Annotated in this window: 13 protein-coding genes and 3 tRNA genes; 5 read left to right on the top strand and 11 right to left on the bottom strand. The window is 60.9% G+C overall.

What is annotated here, in order from left to right:
• Positions 1 to 37 precede the first annotated feature (37 nt).
• The gene (pgi, locus tag P9250_RS25445; RefSeq protein WP_244827919.1) at positions 38 to 1,660 is read left to right on the top strand and encodes a glucose-6-phosphate isomerase; all 1,623 of its coding nucleotides are present in this window, start codon (positions 38 to 40) and stop codon (positions 1,658 to 1,660) included.
• 56 nt (positions 1,661 to 1,716) lie between these two features.
• Here pgi and P9250_RS25450 read toward each other — a convergent pair whose 3' ends face one another.
• Positions 1,717 to 2,418 (bottom strand): ABC transporter ATP-binding protein, encoded by a 702-nt coding sequence (locus P9250_RS25450; protein ID WP_244827920.1) that lies wholly within the window; start codon positions 2,416 to 2,418, stop codon positions 1,717 to 1,719.
• On the opposite strand from P9250_RS25450, the gene P9250_RS25455 reads away from it, so the two are divergent.
• On the top strand, positions 2,417 to 3,076 hold the full coding sequence (locus P9250_RS25455; protein ID WP_310395839.1) for an arylesterase: 660 nt from the start codon (positions 2,417 to 2,419) through the stop codon (positions 3,074 to 3,076). The genes P9250_RS25450 and P9250_RS25455 overlap by 2 nt on opposite strands.
• A gap of 126 nt (positions 3,077 to 3,202) precedes the next feature.
• A complete protein-coding gene (locus tag P9250_RS25460; RefSeq protein WP_310395841.1) occupies positions 3,203 to 3,544 on the top strand; it encodes a hypothetical protein in 342 nt (113 codons plus the stop codon).
• 94 nt (positions 3,545 to 3,638) lie between these two features.
• Here P9250_RS25460 and P9250_RS25465 read toward each other — a convergent pair whose 3' ends face one another.
• The 8 genes from P9250_RS25465 to tig all read right to left on the bottom strand — a co-directional run bounded on the left by P9250_RS25465 (position 3,639) and on the right by tig (position 12,885).
• Entirely contained in the window at positions 3,639 to 5,564 is a 1,926-nt protein-coding gene (locus P9250_RS25465) for a SurA N-terminal domain-containing protein (RefSeq protein ID WP_309963696.1), read from the bottom strand.
• Positions 5,565 to 5,878: 314 nt separating this feature from the next.
• A tRNA-Asp gene (locus tag P9250_RS25470) sits at positions 5,879 to 5,955 on the bottom strand.
• A gap of 39 nt (positions 5,956 to 5,994) precedes the next feature.
• Positions 5,995 to 6,070: transfer RNA gene (locus P9250_RS25475), tRNA-Val, on the bottom strand.
• Positions 6,071 to 6,154: 84 nt separating this feature from the next.
• Complete coding sequence (locus P9250_RS25480) at positions 6,155 to 6,568, bottom strand: HU family DNA-binding protein (RefSeq protein WP_310395843.1); 414 nt, start codon at positions 6,566 to 6,568, stop codon at positions 6,155 to 6,157.
• A gap of 119 nt (positions 6,569 to 6,687) precedes the next feature.
• Positions 6,688 to 9,108 (bottom strand): endopeptidase La, encoded by a 2,421-nt coding sequence (gene lon, locus P9250_RS25485; RefSeq protein ID WP_244827924.1) that lies wholly within the window; start codon positions 9,106 to 9,108, stop codon positions 6,688 to 6,690.
• 185 nt (positions 9,109 to 9,293) lie between these two features.
• Complete coding sequence (gene clpX, locus P9250_RS25490) at positions 9,294 to 10,565, bottom strand: ATP-dependent Clp protease ATP-binding subunit ClpX (protein ID WP_244827925.1); 1,272 nt, start codon at positions 10,563 to 10,565, stop codon at positions 9,294 to 9,296.
• Positions 10,566 to 10,745: 180 nt separating this feature from the next.
• Positions 10,746 to 11,399 carry an ATP-dependent Clp endopeptidase proteolytic subunit ClpP gene (clpP, locus tag P9250_RS25495; protein WP_244827926.1) on the bottom strand — a complete coding sequence of 218 codons (654 nt, stop codon included), beginning with the start codon at positions 11,397 to 11,399 and terminating at the stop codon, positions 10,746 to 10,748.
• 139 nt (positions 11,400 to 11,538) lie between these two features.
• On the bottom strand, positions 11,539 to 12,885 hold the full coding sequence (tig, locus tag P9250_RS25500; RefSeq protein ID WP_250509030.1) for a trigger factor: 1,347 nt from the start codon (positions 12,883 to 12,885) through the stop codon (positions 11,539 to 11,541).
• 556 nt (positions 12,886 to 13,441) lie between these two features.
• On the opposite strand from tig, the gene P9250_RS25505 reads away from it, so the two are divergent.
• A complete protein-coding gene (locus P9250_RS25505) occupies positions 13,442 to 14,596 on the top strand; it encodes a glycerate kinase (protein ID WP_310395846.1) in 1,155 nt (384 codons plus the stop codon).
• A gap of 66 nt (positions 14,597 to 14,662) precedes the next feature.
• Here P9250_RS25505 and P9250_RS25510 read toward each other — a convergent pair.
• Together P9250_RS25510 and P9250_RS25515 are read right to left on the bottom strand one after the other, a co-directional pair.
• A tRNA-Leu gene (locus P9250_RS25510) sits at positions 14,663 to 14,749 on the bottom strand.
• 378 nt (positions 14,750 to 15,127) lie between these two features.
• Positions 15,128 to 15,514 (bottom strand): hypothetical protein, encoded by a 387-nt coding sequence (locus P9250_RS25515; protein WP_250464820.1) that lies wholly within the window; start codon positions 15,512 to 15,514, stop codon positions 15,128 to 15,130.
• A gap of 238 nt (positions 15,515 to 15,752) precedes the next feature.
• On the opposite strand from P9250_RS25515, the gene P9250_RS25520 reads away from it, so the two are divergent.
• A complete protein-coding gene (locus P9250_RS25520; protein ID WP_244827930.1) occupies positions 15,753 to 16,583 on the top strand; it encodes a squalene/phytoene synthase family protein in 831 nt (276 codons plus the stop codon).
• Positions 16,584 to 16,691 lie beyond the last annotated feature (108 nt).

Genomic DNA, 16,691 nt, shown 5'->3' on the forward strand with positions numbered 1-16,691 from the left:
GAACGTTTCCTTTGTCACTCAGGACTATCGAACCGTTATGACGCTCAAATCGCTACCCGCCTGGTCGGCGCTCCAATCGCACTACGATGCCATCTCCGGCGAGCGCCTGCGCGACTGGTTCGCGCCGCAAAACGACACCGCGCCCACGCGCGCCGAGCGCTTCACGTTCGACGGCGGCGGTATCAGCATCGACTTCTCCAAGAACCGCATCACCGACGCCACGCTCAAGCTGCTCATCCAGCTCGCCGAAGAGGCGAAGGTGACCGAGCGCCGCGACGCCATGTTCGCGGGCGATATCGTCAATATCACGGAACATCGCGCGGTGCTGCATACGGCGCTGCGCGCGCAAACCGACGACGCGCCCTTCGCCGAACAGGTCCGCGCCGAGCGCGCGAAAATGGCCGCGTTCGCCGACAAGGTCCGCGACGGCTCGTGGACCGGCTATACCGGCAAGCGTATCCGCCATGTGGTGAACATCGGCATCGGCGGCTCGGACCTCGGGCCGAAGATGGTCGTGCACGCGCTGCATCATCTGGCATCGAAAGAACTCGACACGCATTTCGTCTCCAATGTCGATGGCGCCGATCTCTGGAACGTGCTCCAGCAAGTCGATGCCGAAGAGACGCTCGCGATCATCGTCTCCAAGACCTTCACGACGCTCGAAACCATGACCAACGCGCACTCCATGCGCGATTGGTTCTTGAAGCAGGGCTGCCCGGAAAGCGAGCTTTCGAAGCACTTCGTCGGCGTCTCGGCGAACCCGGCGGAAGTGGTCAAGTTCGGCATCGCGAAAGAAAACGTCTTCGAGATGTGGGACTGGGTCGGCGGGCGCTATTCGCTGTGGTCGGCGGTGGGCCTGTCCATCGTGATCTCGGTCGGACCGAAGAATTTCGACGCGCTGCTGGAAGGCGCGTACGCGATGGATCAACACTTCCGCGAAGCGCCGCTCGACAAGAATCTGCCCGTGCTGATGGGCATGATCGGCATTTGGTATCGCAACTTTTTCGGCTCGCAGAGCGATCTGATCGCGCCTTATTCGCAGGCGCTGCACTATCTGCCTTCGTATCTTCAGCAACTGGAGATGGAAAGCAACGGCAAGTCGGCGACGCTGGCAGGCGGCATGGTCGATTACCCGACCGCTGCCGTGATCTGGGGCGAGCCCGGCACGAACGGCCAGCACGCGTTTTTCCAGATGCTGCATCAAGGGCCGACCATCATCCCGATCGATTTCATCGCCGTGCTCACGCCTGAGCATCCGCTCGTCGATCACCATGCGAAGCTGCTCGCCAACTGCTTCGCGCAAAGCGAAGCGCTGATGCTCGGCCGCACGCTCGAAGAGGCGAAGAAGGTCGCGGGCCCGGGCAAGGAAGAACTTGCCACGCATTTGAGCTTTCCGGGGAATCGGCCGACCACGACCATCATTCTCGATGCGCTCACGCCCGAGGCGCTCGGCGCGCTTATCGCGCTGTACGAACACAAGGTGCTCGTGCAGGGCGCGGTGTGGGACGTGAACTCGTTCGATCAGTGGGGCGTGGAACTCGGCAAGATTCTCGGCAAGGTGGTCGAGGCGGATATCACCGCCGCGAGCGCCGATCCGAAGAAGCACGATGCCTCGACCTCCGCGTTGATCGAGCGCGCGCGCAAGGCTCTGAAGTATTGACGGCTGGTTGCGTCGTTAAAGCCCGCATCGGCCCGCATCGGTCGATGCGGGCTTTTTTATACGCTCAGGCCATTGACGAGCCGCCCTGCTTCGATCGTCACGGTGGCATCGCAACGTTCGGCGAGTTCGACGTCGTGCGTGACGAGCACGAGCGTCGCGCCGTTGCGTTCGTTCATCGCGAACATGAGATCGATGATGGCATAGCCCGTGGCGGCGTCGAGGCTGCCGGTGGGTTCATCGGCGAACAGCACCGCCGGATGCGTGACGAAGGCGCGCGCCAACGCCACGCGTTGCTGTTCGCCACCAGACAGCAGCTTGGGATAATGCGCCGTGCGTTGCGCGAGACCGACCTGATCGAGCAGCGAGCGCGCGCGCGCGGCAATCTGATCGTGCGGCAACTCCGCGCGCAGTTCGAGCGGCAGCATGACGTTCTCGAGCGCGGTGAGATGCGGCATCAACTGGAACGACTGGAACACGAAACCGACCGCGCCGCTTCTGAGCGCGGCGCGCTGGTCTTCATCGAGCGTGGAAAGCTCCTTGCCCAATAAACGAACCGAGCCCGCACTCGCGCTGTCCAAACCCGCGAGCAGGCCGAGCAGTGTCGACTTGCCCGAGCCCGATGCCCCGACGATCGCCACGCTGCTGCCCTTCGCGATGGACAGATCGATCTGATCGAGTATCGTGAGCTCGCCCGTTGCGTCCTTCACCCGCTTGCTTAAACCCCGAACTTCGATGACCGGCTCGATATTGTTTTGCATGGACACCCTGAAAAAGAACTGGAGCGCGCGTGCTTGCGTCGCCTTGACAATGCTTGCGACAAGTTCCGCGCTGCATGCACAAGACGCAGCGACGAACAAGCCTGCAATCGTCGTGCTTGGCGACAGCCTTTCTGCCGAATACGGTTTGCCTCGCGATACCGGCTGGGTCAATCTGCTGCGCCAAAGGCTTGCGAAAGAGCGTCTCGATTATAGCGTCGCCAATTCGAGCATCAGCGGCGACACCACGAGCGGCGGACGCGCGCGATTGACCGCCGTGCTCATGCGTATCAAGCCGGCGGTGGTAGTCGTGGAACTCGGCGCGAACGATGCCTTGCGCGGCGTGCCGCTTGCCACCACCGAAACGAATCTGCGTGGAATAGTCGAGGCATCGCAGGCGGCGCATGCGAAGGTTTTACTCATCGGCATGTACGTTCCGCCCAATTACGGCCCCGACTATTCGCAAAAGTTCCACGCCATCTATGAACGCATCGCCAAGGACAAGAATGTGGCGCTCGTCCCTTTCCTGCTTGCCGGGATCGAAAACAAGCCGACGATGTTCCAGTCGGACCAGATTCATCCGACGGTGCAGGCCCAGCCATTGCTATTAGAAAACGTCTGGCCAAGCTTGAAACCCTTGCTGGGCGCAAGTGCGTCGTAACAACGAAGACGCCAGCCGCGACAGCTTTTCCAACAAACGCGGAACACGGCCAAGATTCAGTTATCTGAGACTTTCGCGTAACTCTTATAACCCCGCTCGCAAGAGAGCGCTCTACAAGGAGGTCACGTGAAATACTTCCCTCTGGTTGCATTGACCATCGCGATTTCGGCATGTGCCGCTCAACCGCCCGCAGGCGTGCAGCAAGTCGGCATGAGCGACAAGCCGGTCAAGGCGGTCGCCGAATGCGTCTCGCATGCATGGGCTGACAAGACGCAACAGCAAGTCGTGTCGCAAGATACGCTGGCCAACGATCAGGCCGTCGATGTCTATGTGCCGGGTCAGCAGCCGCCGAATGGCGCGGCCGCCGTGGTGCGTCCGAAGTGGTCCGGTCCGGGCTCGTGGGTGGGTTTCCGCGCATCGGATGCCGCTGGCAGCCAGGCGACGGGCGACATTCAGGCTTGCCTGTAAGGACACTGTTGCTGGTTACATCGGGCAGCATTGAAAAAGCCCCGCGTCCTTTCGGACGCGGGGCTTTTTTGTGCGACTGACGTTTTACTGCTTCTTATTGATTGGCCGCAGGCACCGGCGCCTGACTTAGCTTGACCTTCGAGCGCGCCTTCAACGAGTCGATATACGCTTCCATCTCGGCTTGAGCATAGACCTGCGCGATCTGCTGCTGCGCGCCGGCGAGACGATCCGCGGCCACCGCGTTGGCTTTCTCGATACCGTTGACGCGATAGATCGCATAGCCGTCCGTGCCGAGATCGACGCCGACGTACGCGGGCAACTTCGAGGCATCCGCCTTGAAGATCGCGCTCAACGCGGCAGGCGGCAAGCCCTGCGCGTCGTTGCGCGAGACGATGATCGGTGACGTGAAGCCATCGGTCGACTTCGATTTCTGCAGATCGGCAAGCTTCGTCTGGCCTTCCTTGAGCGCCATCGCAGCTGCGTCTTGCGCGACGACCTTCGTGCGTACCGCGTCCTTCACGGCGTCGAACGCGGGAACGGTCGAAGCCTTGTAGTCGGTCACGCGCGCGGCGATCAGCGTGTTGTTGCCTGCATCGACGGCTTGGGTGTTGTTGTGATCTTTCACCGAGTCCGGTGAGAACACGGCCGCCAGAAACTTCGCATTGTTGAGCGGATTGTCCTGCGGCAATTGCGTGTTGAGCTTCGGACCGACCGTAGCGGTCTGAACCGTGAGCTTGTATTTGTCGGCCGCGGGCTGCAGCGACTTCGCCTGTTCGTAGACGGTGTCAGTGAAGCCTTGCGCTGCTTCTGCAAAGCCCTTGCTGCCCTGTTGCGCGGCGTAGTCCTTGGCGAGCGCTTCCTTCACTTCGTCGAACGACTGCGTAACCGACGGCTTGACGTCCGTTGCCTGAATGATGTGGTACCCGAAGTCCGACTCGACGATATCGCTCACTTCGCCCTTTTTCAGGTTGAACGCGGCGTCGTCGAAAGCCTTGCCGCCCGCGATCTGACCGCGCGCGAAGTAACCGAGGTCACCGCCCTTCGACGCCGAGCCCGGATCTTCCGAATTCTTCTCCGCTACTTGCGCGAACTGATCGGGATGCGCCTTTACTTGCGCGAGCAGTTGTTCGGCCTTCTGCTTCGCCTTCGCCTTGTCGGCCGCGCTGGCGTCTTTCGGCGCGTTCACGAGGATGTGACTCGCGCGCACCTGACCTTCCGTGCGGTAGCGCTGGATGTTGTCGTCGTAGAACTTCTTGAGATCGGCGTCGCTCGGCTTCGATGCCGCCGCGAGCGTGGACGGCGACAGCACGAGGTACTGAATGGTCGCGGTCTCGGGCGTGGCAAAGTCATTGCGATGCGCGTCGTAGTACGAATGCAGTTGCGCGTCGGTGGGTTGAACTTTCGCGGCGTAATCCGCCGCGCGCAGCGACATGCCCTGCACCGCGCGACGCTGCTCGGACAATTCGGTCAAGCTCTGCGCGAGCGACTTCGAGGTGAACGAAGACTCCTGAATGCTTGCCGGGATCTGCTGATTTGCGATTGTGTAGCGCATGCGCTCGTCGTACTGCGCGGGCGTCATGCCCTGCATGGCGAGCATTTCCTTGTAACGCTCGATGTCGACGGAGCCATCGGGCTTGCGCAGCGACGCGACGATCGGATCGGACAGCAGCGCGCGACGCACGGCGTCGTCGGATGCGGTCAGATGCAGGCGTTGCGTCTCGTCCGACAGCGCGCGCTGTTGCACGAGACTGTCGACCATGGCGGCGCGCGCTTCGGGCGTGTCGAACATGCGGGCGTCGAACTGAGCGCCCAGCATGGAGCGCGCGCGATCCACCTGCTGGCGGAAGGCGTTATCGAATTCGGGGCGCGTGATCTTGTGACCGTTCACGCTGGCGACGTAAGCGCTTTCGTCGAAAAAGTTGCTGAAACCCTGAATCCCGACAATGCCGAGACCCGGCACGATGATCAGGATCAGCAGGGCCATCATCAGGCGCTGGTGATTACGGAAGAAGTCGAGCATGCGTAGCGCTGCGTGGTTAGAACAAAACGCTCGATATTACAACAGCGCGAGGGGAAAAGGCGACAAGTCGGGGTGTAAGGCTTCCGGTGGGAGCCGCGTTTGATGGTCCATCTATGTTCCAGGAAGCGGAAAATCCTTCGTACTCAAAGGCTTAACCGTTCATGCGGAAGATTCGGCGGCATTATCGCAATGCCTGCAAATTTGGCGATGCACGAGACGCGTGGACGCTGGAAATTGCTTCGGAATCTTAATTAAGAAGCGGAAAAGAGAAAGTCCCGCAAGCTTGTGACTTGCGGGACTCTTTCAGTCGATCCTGGCGGAGCGGACGGGACTCGAACCCGCGACCCCCGGCGTGACAGGCCGGTATTCTAACCAACTGAACTACCGCTCCTTGCTTGATGCTCAACGCAGACTGCTGTGAACCGGAAACTGGTGGGTGCTGAGAGGCTCGAACTCCCGACCTACGCCTTGTAAGGGCGCCGCTCTACCAACTGAGCTAAGCACCCGTTCCGCGATTCAAGCGTTGCTGCTATTTGCTACTCCGCGCTGACCAGCAGCTCATGTAAGAGTTGCCGTATCCAGCGAGTCCGCTAGTTTAGCGCATCCTTCAGCGCTTTGCCAGGCCGAAATTTCGGCACCTTGGCCGCCTTGATCTTGATGGCCGCGCCCGTGCGCGGATTGCGTCCCGTACGCGCCACGCGCTTGCCCACGGCAAAGGTTCCGAACCCCACGAGCGTCACCGTTCCGCCCTTCTTCAAGGTCGCGCTCACGCCGCCGATCACGGCTTCGAGTGCACGCCCCGCTGCCGCCTTTGAAAGATCGGCTTGCTCCGCGATATGGTCGATCAGGTCAGTCTTGTTCATTGTGATCCCCGAATCTGTAATGGCACGATGTAGGCGATGTCGTTTCGTATCGAAACGAGCAGCATCGATTTTTCGATTCGATGCGCGGCCATTAAACGCAGCCGAAACGGGAGTGTCAACGAGGGTTGCGCCTGATTTCATCTGCTTTGGAAGCACTGCTCGAATTGGTCGACGCAAACAAAAAGACCCCGCAAGCGTGAACCTGCGGGGTCTTTTTTTACGACTTGGGCCGTAAGTGCGACAGCGTCAATGAAGCGTGCTCAGTGCTTCACGAACTCGCCGACAGCCGGACCATCTTTCTTCGCTTCAGCGGCCACTGGCGGCTTGGCTTCTTCTTCCGGCAACGGTGCCGGCGCGCGTTCGAGCGCCAGTTCCAATACGCGATCGATCCAGCGAACCGGAATGATCTCGATGGCGTTCTTCACGTTGTCCGGAATGTCGGCCAGATCCTTGGTGTTTTCTTCAGGGATCAGCACGAGCTTGATGCCGCCGCGATGCGCCGCCAGCAGCTTCTCCTTCAACCCGCCGATAGGCAGCACTTCGCCGCGCAGCGTGATTTCGCCCGTCATCGCGACATCCGCGCGAACCGGAATACCGGTCAGCACAGAAACCAGCGCCGTCGTCATGGCGATACCGGCGGACGGACCGTCCTTCGGCGTCGCACCTTCGGGCACGTGAATGTGGATGTCCTTCTTCTCGAAGGCCTCGTCCGACACACCGAGACGACGCGAACGCGAACGCACCACCGAGCGCGCCGCTTCGACGGATTCCTTCATCACGTCGCCGAGCGAACCCGTGCGGATCACGCCACCCTTGCCGGGCATGACCGCCGCTTCGATCGTCAGCAAATCGCCGCCGACTTCCGTCCACGCAAGACCCGTCACCTGACCGATCTGGTTTTCCTTCGCGGCCAGACCGAAGTCGTACTTGCGCACGCCGAGGAAGGTGTCGATGTTCGTGCCATCGACCTTCACCGCGCCTTCGGCCTTCTTCAGCAACAGCATCTTCACGACCTTGCGGCAGATCTTCGACACTTCACGTTCGAGCGAACGCACGCCCGCTTCACGCGTGTAGTAGCGAATGATGTCGCGGATGGCTTGTTCCGCCACTTCGATCTCGCCGTCCTTCAGACCGTTGTTGCGCTTTTGCTTCGGCAACAGATAACGCTGCGCAATGCTGACCTTCTCGTCTTCCGTGTAACCCGAAAGGCGGATGACTTCCATCCGGTCGAGCAGCGGCGGCGGGATATTGAGCGAGTTCGACGTCGCGACGAACATCACGTCCGACAGGTCGAAGTCCACTTCGATGTAATGGTCCGCGAACGTATGGTTCTGTTCCGGGTCCAGCACTTCGAGCAACGCCGATGCAGGATCGCCGCGGAAATCCATCCCCATCTTGTCGACTTCGTCGAGCAGGAAGAGCGGATTGCGCACGCCGACCTTGGTCAGGCTTTGCAGAATCTTGCCGGGCATGGAACCGATATACGTGCGACGGTGCCCGCGAATCTCGGACTCGTCATGCACGCCGCCAAGCGCCATGCGCACGAATTTGCGATTGGTCGCGCGAGCGATGGACTGCCCAAGCGACGTCTTGCCGACGCCCGGAGGCCCGACGAGGCACAGAATCGGCGCCTTCACTTTCTCCACGCGCTGTTGAACCGCGAGATATTCGAGAATGCGTTCCTTGACCTTTTCCAGACCGAAGTGGTCTTCGTCGAGCACGCGCTCGGCATTGGTCAGGTCGTTGTTGACCTTGCTCTTCTTGCGCCACGGAAGACCAATAAGCGTGTCGATGTAATTGCGCACGACAGTGGCTTCAGCCGACATCGGCGACATGAGCTTGAGCTTCTTGAGCTCGGCGTCCGCCTTCTTCTTGGCTTCCTTCGGCATGCGCGCGGCCGTGATGCGCTTCTCGAGTTCTTCGAGATCCGCACCCTCCTCGCCTTCGCCCAATTCCTTCTGGATGGCCTTGACCTGTTCGTTCAGGTAATACTCGCGCTGGCTCTTCTCCATCTGGCGCTTCACGCGGCCACGGATACGCTTCTCGACCTGAAGGATGTCGATTTCAGCTTCGAGTTGCGCGAGCAAATGCTCGAGGCGTTCGATCACAGGGAACATCTCGAGGATGTGCTGCTTTTGATCGAGCTTGAGCGGCAAATGCGCGGCGATGGTGTCCGCGAGACGACCCGCTTCGTCGATGCCCGACAGCGACGTCAGGATCTCGGGCGGAATCTTCTTGTTGAGCTTCACGTACTGATCGAACTGCGACACGATCGCGCGACGCAGCGCTTCAGTCTCGGCGCTGTCGGCGTGGTCGGGTTCGAGCGGCATCACGTCGCAGGAAAACTGCGTTTCCTGTTCTTCGATGGACAGCGTCTTTGCGCGCTGCAAGCCTTCGACGAGCACCTTCACGGTACCGTCCGGCAGCTTGAGCATTTGCAGGATGTTGGCGACACACCCTACTTCGTACATGTCCTTTTCGGTCGGCTCGTCCTTCGCCGCCGTTTTCTGGGCGACGAGCATGATGTGCTTGCCACCTTCCATCGCGGCTTCGAGCGCCTTGATCGACTTGGGCCGCCCGACGAAGAGCGGAATCACCATATGCGGGAAAACGACTACGTCGCGCAGCGGGAGCAGCGGCAACGTGATGCGTTCCTGCGGGAGGAGTTGGGTTCCTGACATTTCATTTCCCCATTAATGGAATCGGTTCGTTCGTAAGTAAGGCCGTTAAGAGCTATTGCAAGCCTTTATCGGAAGGGAAAAGTCGTTAGTCGACGACCTGGTCAGTAACGTCCACAATAAACCGAAAAATAAACAAAGGCCGTTCACGTTGCCATGAACGGCCTTTCGCCGGGACACAGCCTGCTTCAGTTCGACCCTGCTACTTTCGGTGCGTCTTCGTAGATGAGCAACGGCTTGCCGTCGCCGTCGATCGTGTTGTCGTCGACGATCACCTTCGAAACGCCCTTCATGGTCGGCAGCTCGTACATGACATCGAGCAACGCTTGTTCCAAGATCGAACGCAACCCGCGCGCACCCGTCTTGCGACGAATGGCTTTTTGCGCGATGGCCTGCAGTGCCGCCGGACGAATCTCCAGTTCCACACGTTCCATGGCAAAGAGCTTGTGATATTGCTTTACCAGCGCATTTTTCGGCTCGATCAGAATCTTCACGAGCGCGGCTTCGTCGAGCTTGCCGAGCGTGGCCACAACCGGCAGACGGCCGATCAGTTCGGGAATAAGACCGAACTTGATCAGATCTTCCGGTTCCACATCCCGCAGTACTTCGCCGGCATCGCGATCCTGCTTGCTTTTCACGCTCGCGCCAAAGCCAATGCCGGTTTTTTCCGTACGATCGGTAATGACTTTCTCGAGCCCGTCGAACGCGCCGCCGCAAACGAACAGGATGTTGGTCGTGTCGACCTGAATAAAGTCCTGGTTCGGATGCTTGCGCCCGCCTTGCGGCGGCACCGAAGCCATCGTGCCTTCGACAAGTTTCAGCAGCGCCTGCTGGACGCCCTCGCCCGACACGTCGCGCGTGATGGACGGGTTATCCGACTTGCGGCTGATCTTGTCGATTTCGTCGATATAAACAATTCCGCGCTGCGCCTTGTCGACTTCGTAATTGCAGTTCTGCAGCAGCTTCTGGATGATGTTTTCGACGTCTTCACCGACATAACCGGCTTCGGTCAGCGTGGTAGCGTCGGCAATGACGAACGGCACGTTCAGCATGCGTGCAAGCGTCTGCGCGAGCAGCGTCTTGCCGGAGCCGGTCGGCCCGATCAGCAAGATGTTGCTCTTCGACAGCTCGATCTCGTCTTTCTTGTCGAGGTGCTTGAGACGCTTGTAGTGGTTATACACGGCCACGGCGAGAATTTTCTTCGCGCGTTCCTGGCCGATGACGTACTGATTGAGGATGTCGCTGATTTCCTGCGGGCTCGGCAGGTCGGACTTGGTCAGCCCGGCCTCTTCTGCCGCGCCGGCCGCTTCGTCGCGAATGATCTCGTTGCACAAGTCGATGCATTCATCGCAGATGAACACGGACGGCCCAGCGATGAGCTTCTTCACCTCATGCTGGCTCTTGCCGCAAAACGAGCAATACAGCAGCTTTTCGCTGCTGGAACCTTTTTTGTCCGCCATAAATGTGTGAGCCTCCGGACACTCTTGTTACATGATACGCCCTTCGATCCGGCCACGCAGTTTCGCCTGTGTGGCCCGTCCGAAGCGCGTTTTGGCGCGTTTCGCGTGACGCCGCATGCGCCACTCGCAACAGCCGGCTTCGTGTTTCGTGGAAGCCGGCGCGGCGTCGTTCCGGACGCCTTAAGGACGCTTATGCAAAACCTGGTCAACGATGCCGTACGCTTGCGCGTCATCGCCCGACATGAAGTTGTCGCGGTCGGTGTCGCGTGCAATGCGCTCGACCGGCTGACCCGTGTGATGCGACAGCAATTGGTTCAGACGCTCCTTCAAGTACAGGATTTCCCGCGCTTGAATTTCGATGTCCGACGCCTGACCACGCGCGCCACCCAGCGGCTGGTGAATCATCACGCGCGCATTCGGCAACGCGACGCGTTTGCCCTTTGCGCCCGACGCCAGCAGGAACGCGCCCATGCTTGCGGCGAGCCCCATGCAAAGCGTGGTGACGTCGGGTTTGACGAATTGCATCGTATCGTAGATTGCCATGCCGGCCGAAACCGAACCGCCCGGGCTATTGATGTAGAGGCTGATGTCCTTGTCCGGATTTTCGCTCTCGAGAAACAGCAACTGCGCGACGACAAGATTCGCCGACTGATCATTGACTTCGCCGACGAGAAACACCACGCGCTCTTTCAGGAGGCGCGAATAGATGTCATAGGCACGCTCGCCGCGGCCGCTGGTTTCCACGACCATCGGAACGAGGCCGAGCGCCTGGGCTTCGAAGTCCCGCGATGCGTGGGACGCCAGTGTGTCGAGCAATTCAGCGCGAAAGGTCATGCAATTTCCTTGTTCGGAATAGGGATACTGATCGACGAAGGAGCATCCGGTAGAACGGCATGCGTACGCACAAACTTTAATGCAAAAAAGGCGTGAGGGCCGTCAGTCCGACGACCCGCACGCCCCCGGGCTCTACGCGTCAGGCTTGCGCCGTTGCGCTGGCCAGTTCCTCGAAGCTGACTTCCTTGTCGGTCACCTTGGCCTTGCCGAGAACGAAATCGACGACGTTGCTTTCAACGACGTACGCTTCCATTTCGGAGAGGCGCTGCTGATTCGAATAATACCAGCGGACGACTTCCTTCGGGTCTTCGTAGCTCTTGGCGAATTCGTCCACTTCCGCGCGGATCTGCTCGGGCTTGGCCTGCAGTTCGTTGGCCTTCACCAGTTCTGCCAGCACGAGGCCCAGCTTCACGCGACGCTCGGCTTGTTCAGCGAACATTTCGGCGGGGATCGGTGCGTCGGCAGCGTTCGGCACGCCACGTTGTTGCAGATCCTGGCGCGCCATTTCGACGAGACGTTCCTGGTCCTGTTCGATCAGCGCCTTCGGCACGTCGAGTTCGGAAATCTTGAGCAACGCGTCCATGACCTGATTCTTCACGATCTGCTGCGTGCGGCGCTTTGCTTCGCGCTCGAGGTTGTCCTTGATCTCGCCGCGCATTTTCGTGAGATCGCCGTCTTCGATACCGAGCGACTTCGCGAATTCCGCGTCGATTTCCGGCAGATGCGGCCACTCGATCTTTTTCACGGTGACGGCGAACTGCGCGGTCTTGCCGGCGACGTCCTTGCCGTGATAGTCCTCGGGGAACGTAAGGTCGAACTCGCGCGTTTCGCCGACCTTCAGGCCGGTCGCTGCTTGTTCGAATTCCGGCAACATGCGGCCTTCGCCCAAGACGAACGCGAAGTCTTCCGCGCTGCCACCTTCGAACGGCACGCCGTCGAGCTTGCCGATGAAGTCCAGCGTGACGCGGTCGCCTTCCTTGGCCGCCGTGTCCGCGCCGCCGTCGCCATGCTCGCCGCCTTCGCCGCGCGCGTGGAAGTGCACGCGCTGCTTGCGAAGGATGTCGAGCGTACGGTCGACTTCGGCTTCGGAAATGGTCGTGACGGTGCGTTCGATTTCAGCGGTGGCGACGTCGCCGAGCTTCACTTCGGGATACACCTCGAAAGTGGCGTCGAATGCGTAGTCTTCCGCAGCGGCTTCGACCTTCGGCGCAAAGCTCGGCTGGCCCGCGACGCGCAGGTTTTCGGTGCGCGTGACGTCGAAGAATTCCTTGCCGACCTTGTCGCTCAACACTTCGGCTTCGACCTGACCGCCGTATTGCTGCGTGACCATCTTGAGCGGCACCTTGCCCGGGCGGAAGCCCGGCATGCGCACGGTCTTGGCCAACTGGCGGATGCGCGAGTCCACTTCCTTCTGCACGGTGTCTTTCGGCAGCGAGATGGTGACGCGGCGTTCGAGCTTGCCGAGGTTTTCAACTACGTTAGCCATGGCTTCAATCGTCCTAGAGTATTCGGGTGTTCGGTGTTCGGTTCTTCCGCGGTTCTGGTTGCGCGGGTCCGGATGAGTTCTGCATGAGCCGCGCCGGGTGCGATGTCGGGCTTCGAAAACGCGCCGCCATGTCGAGACAAGGGAGCGCATCTCGCGACCGCCAGATGTTCGCCAACGCCGAGTCAGCCGGCAGAGCCAAGTATTCTAGCAAACAAATCGCGCGGCCTCTGGCCACGAAACCCGCTTGGCCCGTTTCGAGCGATTTGCACGGTTTTTCCGCACATTTCCGCTCGAAATACACAATTTGAGTCCATCGGCACGACACTCCGATGGCGGTTATCGCACCTTCGCTATTTTGCTGCGGGCGGAGCGCTGATAAGCTTGCCGGCGCGTGATCACGAGAAGCGAAAGGAGCGCGCGTTGCGTTGCACGCTCGATTACCTCAACGCATGAAGCGCATGCGCCATACGCATGGCGACGCGCGATGCAATGCGCATACATCGGGCTTCGCTTCGGCTTTTCAACGTCCACTCACACAGAAAATATTCGAGACACCATGCCTAACGTCACGTCTGCCACGTCTGCCCCTGTCGTCGTCATCGCGCCCGATTCGTTCAAGGGTTCGCTTTCCGCCGAGGGCGTTGCCAACGCCATTGCAGAGGGCATTTTGCGCGCGCGTCCGGATGCCGAAATACGCATTCATCCAATGGCCGATGGCGGCGAAGGCACGCTCGACGCCATGCTCTCCGCAGGCGGCGAACGACGTCTGCTCAACGTGCGCGGCGCGGCTTCGGCCCGGCGCGACGCGGCGACCGGATTGCTGGCGGATGGCGGCGCGATCATCGAGACGGCCGAAGTAGTCGGCATCACGGACCCGGACGGCATGGCGACGCCCGTCACGGAGCGCAGCACGCTTGGCATGGGCGAGGCGATTCGCGCCCTGCTCGATTCGGGCGCGCGCACGTTCTACGTTGCGCTGGGTGGCAGCAGCACGAACGACGGCGGCGCGGGTCTGCTCGTCGGGCTCGGCTTGAAGCTTTTCGATGCGAACGGGCGCGAACTCGAGCCGGTGCCGTCGGCGTTGGCGAAGATCGCGCGTATCGATGCGTCGGGGCTCGATCCGCGCGTGAAGGAAGCGGAGTTCATCGGCATGTCGGACGTCGATAATCCGCTCACCGGCGAGCACGGCGCGACCGCGATCTTCGGTCCGCAGAAGGGGGTGACGCCGGAGCAAGTGGCGACCATCGATGCCGCCCTCGCGCATTTCGCGGATCGACTCGAACCGGCGATGGGAATCGTCAAGCGCGACGAGCCGGGCGCGGGCGCGGCGGGTGGCCTGGGTTTCGCGCTGCATATGCTGGGCGCGCGCTTCGAAACCGGCGCCGAAGTGGTTGCGCGAGAGATCAGACTGGATGCGGCACTCGAGGGCGCTGACTGGCTCATCACCGGCGAAGGCCGGTCGGACGTGCAGACGCTGCACGGCAAGGCGCCGTTCATCGCCTGCAAGCACGCGCGGGACGCAGGCGTGCCGGCGACGCTTTTGTCGGGCGCGGTGGATTCGGCGGCGCTGCCGCGTCTGTCGGAGTTTTTCAGCGGATGCTTTTCGCCCGCGCCCGGCCCGATCACGCTCGATGTCGCGATTCGCGACGCCGCGCGCTTGCTGGCGAACGAAGCGGAGCAGTTGACGCGGTTGAGGTTTGGAGCGAAGTGAAGGGTCGGTGCTTGCGAAATGGCAAGCGCCAACAAAAAACCCCTTTAAGAAACAAAGGGGTTTGTTTGGTGCGAGGAGCGGGACTCGAACCCGCACACCATTGCTGGCGTCAGGACCTAAACCTGGTGCGTCTACCAATTTCGCCATCCTCGCAGCACGACTTCGAGCGGGGTTTCGTTTTGCCGCACAACCTTGGTTGCGTGGCGCCGCAAAGCGCCCGGCGCTGTTTCGCCGTGTTCGACACCGGTCCAGTGTGTCGAGCCCGAGATTCTAACGCATTCGTCTGGTGATGTCTGGGAAAATCCGTGACAGCTTTCTAGGGGCGTGATTTTGGCTCAGGGAAGCATTGAATCTTCAGGAATCCTCGACGTCGATCGTTGCCAGGTTCGAGGATAGTCGCGTCTGTTGTGAGCCACCCGACAGCGAACGATTCAGGGCTCACGCATCCGTTCACGGTTCAAAGCGTCTCCTCCGGCGCGGCTCGTCAAATTGCGACGCGCGATCGAGTGCAAGAAGCCGCAGCGCGCATCGTCAGACAGACACGCCGCCCAACTCCACCATGACCACTTCGCCTTTGGCCTGCGAGCGTCCGGCGAAATCGATACCCGATTGCCCCATCAGCTTCCTGATCTCGTCAGGCATCCTTTCGCTTGCTTGCGCTGCCGCAATCGGCCTGTCGATATGCGACAGAAACTGCCGCACGCTAGATGGCGGCAGGAACACGAAAACGTTCAGCGGATAAGACAGCTTTGCATCGCTGGCTCGGTTGGCCGTGATGTGCAGTCCCATGGTCGGCGAGACGTGCATCTGACGCGGACACACTCGAAAATCGAAGCCGAAATCGCTTGCCACGCTTCTCAGGAGAAACGGCAGGCATCTGTCTCCAAACTGCTTGTTCTCGGTCTTGCTGAGGGCCATGGCAGCCTCCGGTGCGCGCACGGTTCGTTCACGAGCGCCCAGTGTTGCGCGGCGCGAAAACGGCGTCGGTGGGTCGGCGCACATCCGCGTCGATCACCGTGCATCGGGAAGACGTTCGCCGCGCCTGGCAGCGGAGCCTTTCGCGGGCGGATAAAATAGGCGTCGCGTCACGTTCATGCGTCAGAACAATCAAAGCCGGACGCCCCGCCCCACTTGGCCTACCCCACAAGCTCAGTTCGTGAATTTCGACGATTATTGCCAGCAAAAAGCCGCGCCCGAAGGCTCGGGCACTTACTACGCGCTCCGTCGCGCGCCCACGGCGCGTCAGCCGCTTTTGAGCGCGCTCTATGCGTTGCGGCGCGAACTCGAAGAGACCGTGAAGGAAACGAGCGACCCGACCATCGGGCGGACCAAGCACGCGTGGTGGCAAAACGAACTAGGCAAGCTCGATGCCGGTGAACCCACGCATCCCGTGACAAAAGCCTTGCTGGCGCACGCACCGTCCGCGGCGCAACCCGTGCTCGAAGATGCGGGCCGCGCGCTGATCGATGGCTTCGGCATGGATCTCGATCAGGCGCGCTATCTGGACTGGCCAGGACTGCGTCGCTATCTGGAGCAGACTGGCGGCGCGTTCGGAACGGCGGTCGCGCGTGCGACCGCGCGCGATCCGGCGCAAGCCGCGTCGTGGGCGGCGCCGCTCGGTTCGGCGCTGTTGCTGGCCGAGCGCGTGCAGGAAATCGGCGACGACGCGCGACATGGACGCATCTACGTTCCTATCGACGAACTGCAGCGCTTCGGCGTGACGGCAGCGGACATCATCAATCGCAAATACAGCGATAGCTTCACGGAACTAATGCGCTTCCAGACCGAACGCGCCCGACGTGCGCTCGAAGATGCGCTTGCCGCAATACCGCCGGCCGAGCGTTCATCGCAACGTGTTTTGCGCTCGCAGGCGGCGCTGTCGCTTGCGCTGCTCGACGAGATCGAGCGCGAGGGTTTTCAGGTGCTGCATCAGCGGATAGCGCTAACGCCAATTCGGAAGCTCTGGATCACCTGGCGGACGCGATAGGCGCGTGGACAGCGCTTTTCAATGCTGTTGATTCTTCGGCGCGTCGATTGGACGCGGGGCGCAACGGGCTGACGTCGTCACCGCGATTCGAAGGCGCTCGTGAATACC

Origin of the sequence: Caballeronia sp. LP006, assembly GCF_031450995.1 — a bacterium.
Classification (GTDB): domain Bacteria; phylum Pseudomonadota; class Gammaproteobacteria; order Burkholderiales; family Burkholderiaceae; genus Caballeronia.

What these genes read in the sequence shown, in the direction of transcription:
- pgi (WP_244827919.1), top strand. Translation starts at nt 38, where the DNA reads ATGACGCTCAAATCGCTACCCGCCTGGTCGGCGCTCCAATCGCACTAC.
- P9250_RS25455 (WP_310395839.1), top strand. Translation starts at nt 2,417, where the DNA reads ATGGACACCCTGAAAAAGAACTGGAGCGCGCGTGCTTGCGTCGCCTTG.
- P9250_RS25450 (WP_244827920.1), bottom strand. Translation starts at nt 2,418, where the DNA reads ATGCAAAACAATATCGAGCCGGTCATCGAAGTTCGGGGTTTAAGCAAG.
- P9250_RS25465 (WP_309963696.1), bottom strand. Translation starts at nt 5,564, where the DNA reads ATGCTCGACTTCTTCCGTAATCACCAGCGCCTGATGATGGCCCTGCTG.
- P9250_RS25480 (WP_310395843.1), bottom strand. Translation starts at nt 6,568, where the DNA reads ATGAAATCAGGCGCAACCCTCGTTGACACTCCCGTTTCGGCTGCGTTT.
- lon (WP_244827924.1), bottom strand. Translation starts at nt 9,108, where the DNA reads ATGTCAGGAACCCAACTCCTCCCGCAGGAACGCATCACGTTGCCGCTG.
- clpX (WP_244827925.1), bottom strand. Translation starts at nt 10,565, where the DNA reads ATGGCGGACAAAAAAGGTTCCAGCAGCGAAAAGCTGCTGTATTGCTCG.
- clpP (WP_244827926.1), bottom strand. Translation starts at nt 11,399, where the DNA reads ATGACCTTTCGCGCTGAATTGCTCGACACACTGGCGTCCCACGCATCG.
- tig (WP_250509030.1), bottom strand. Translation starts at nt 12,885, where the DNA reads ATGGCTAACGTAGTTGAAAACCTCGGCAAGCTCGAACGCCGCGTCACC.
- P9250_RS25505 (WP_310395846.1), top strand. Translation starts at nt 13,442, where the DNA reads ATGCCTAACGTCACGTCTGCCACGTCTGCCCCTGTCGTCGTCATCGCG.
- P9250_RS25515 (WP_250464820.1), bottom strand. Translation starts at nt 15,514, where the DNA reads ATGGCCCTCAGCAAGACCGAGAACAAGCAGTTTGGAGACAGATGCCTG.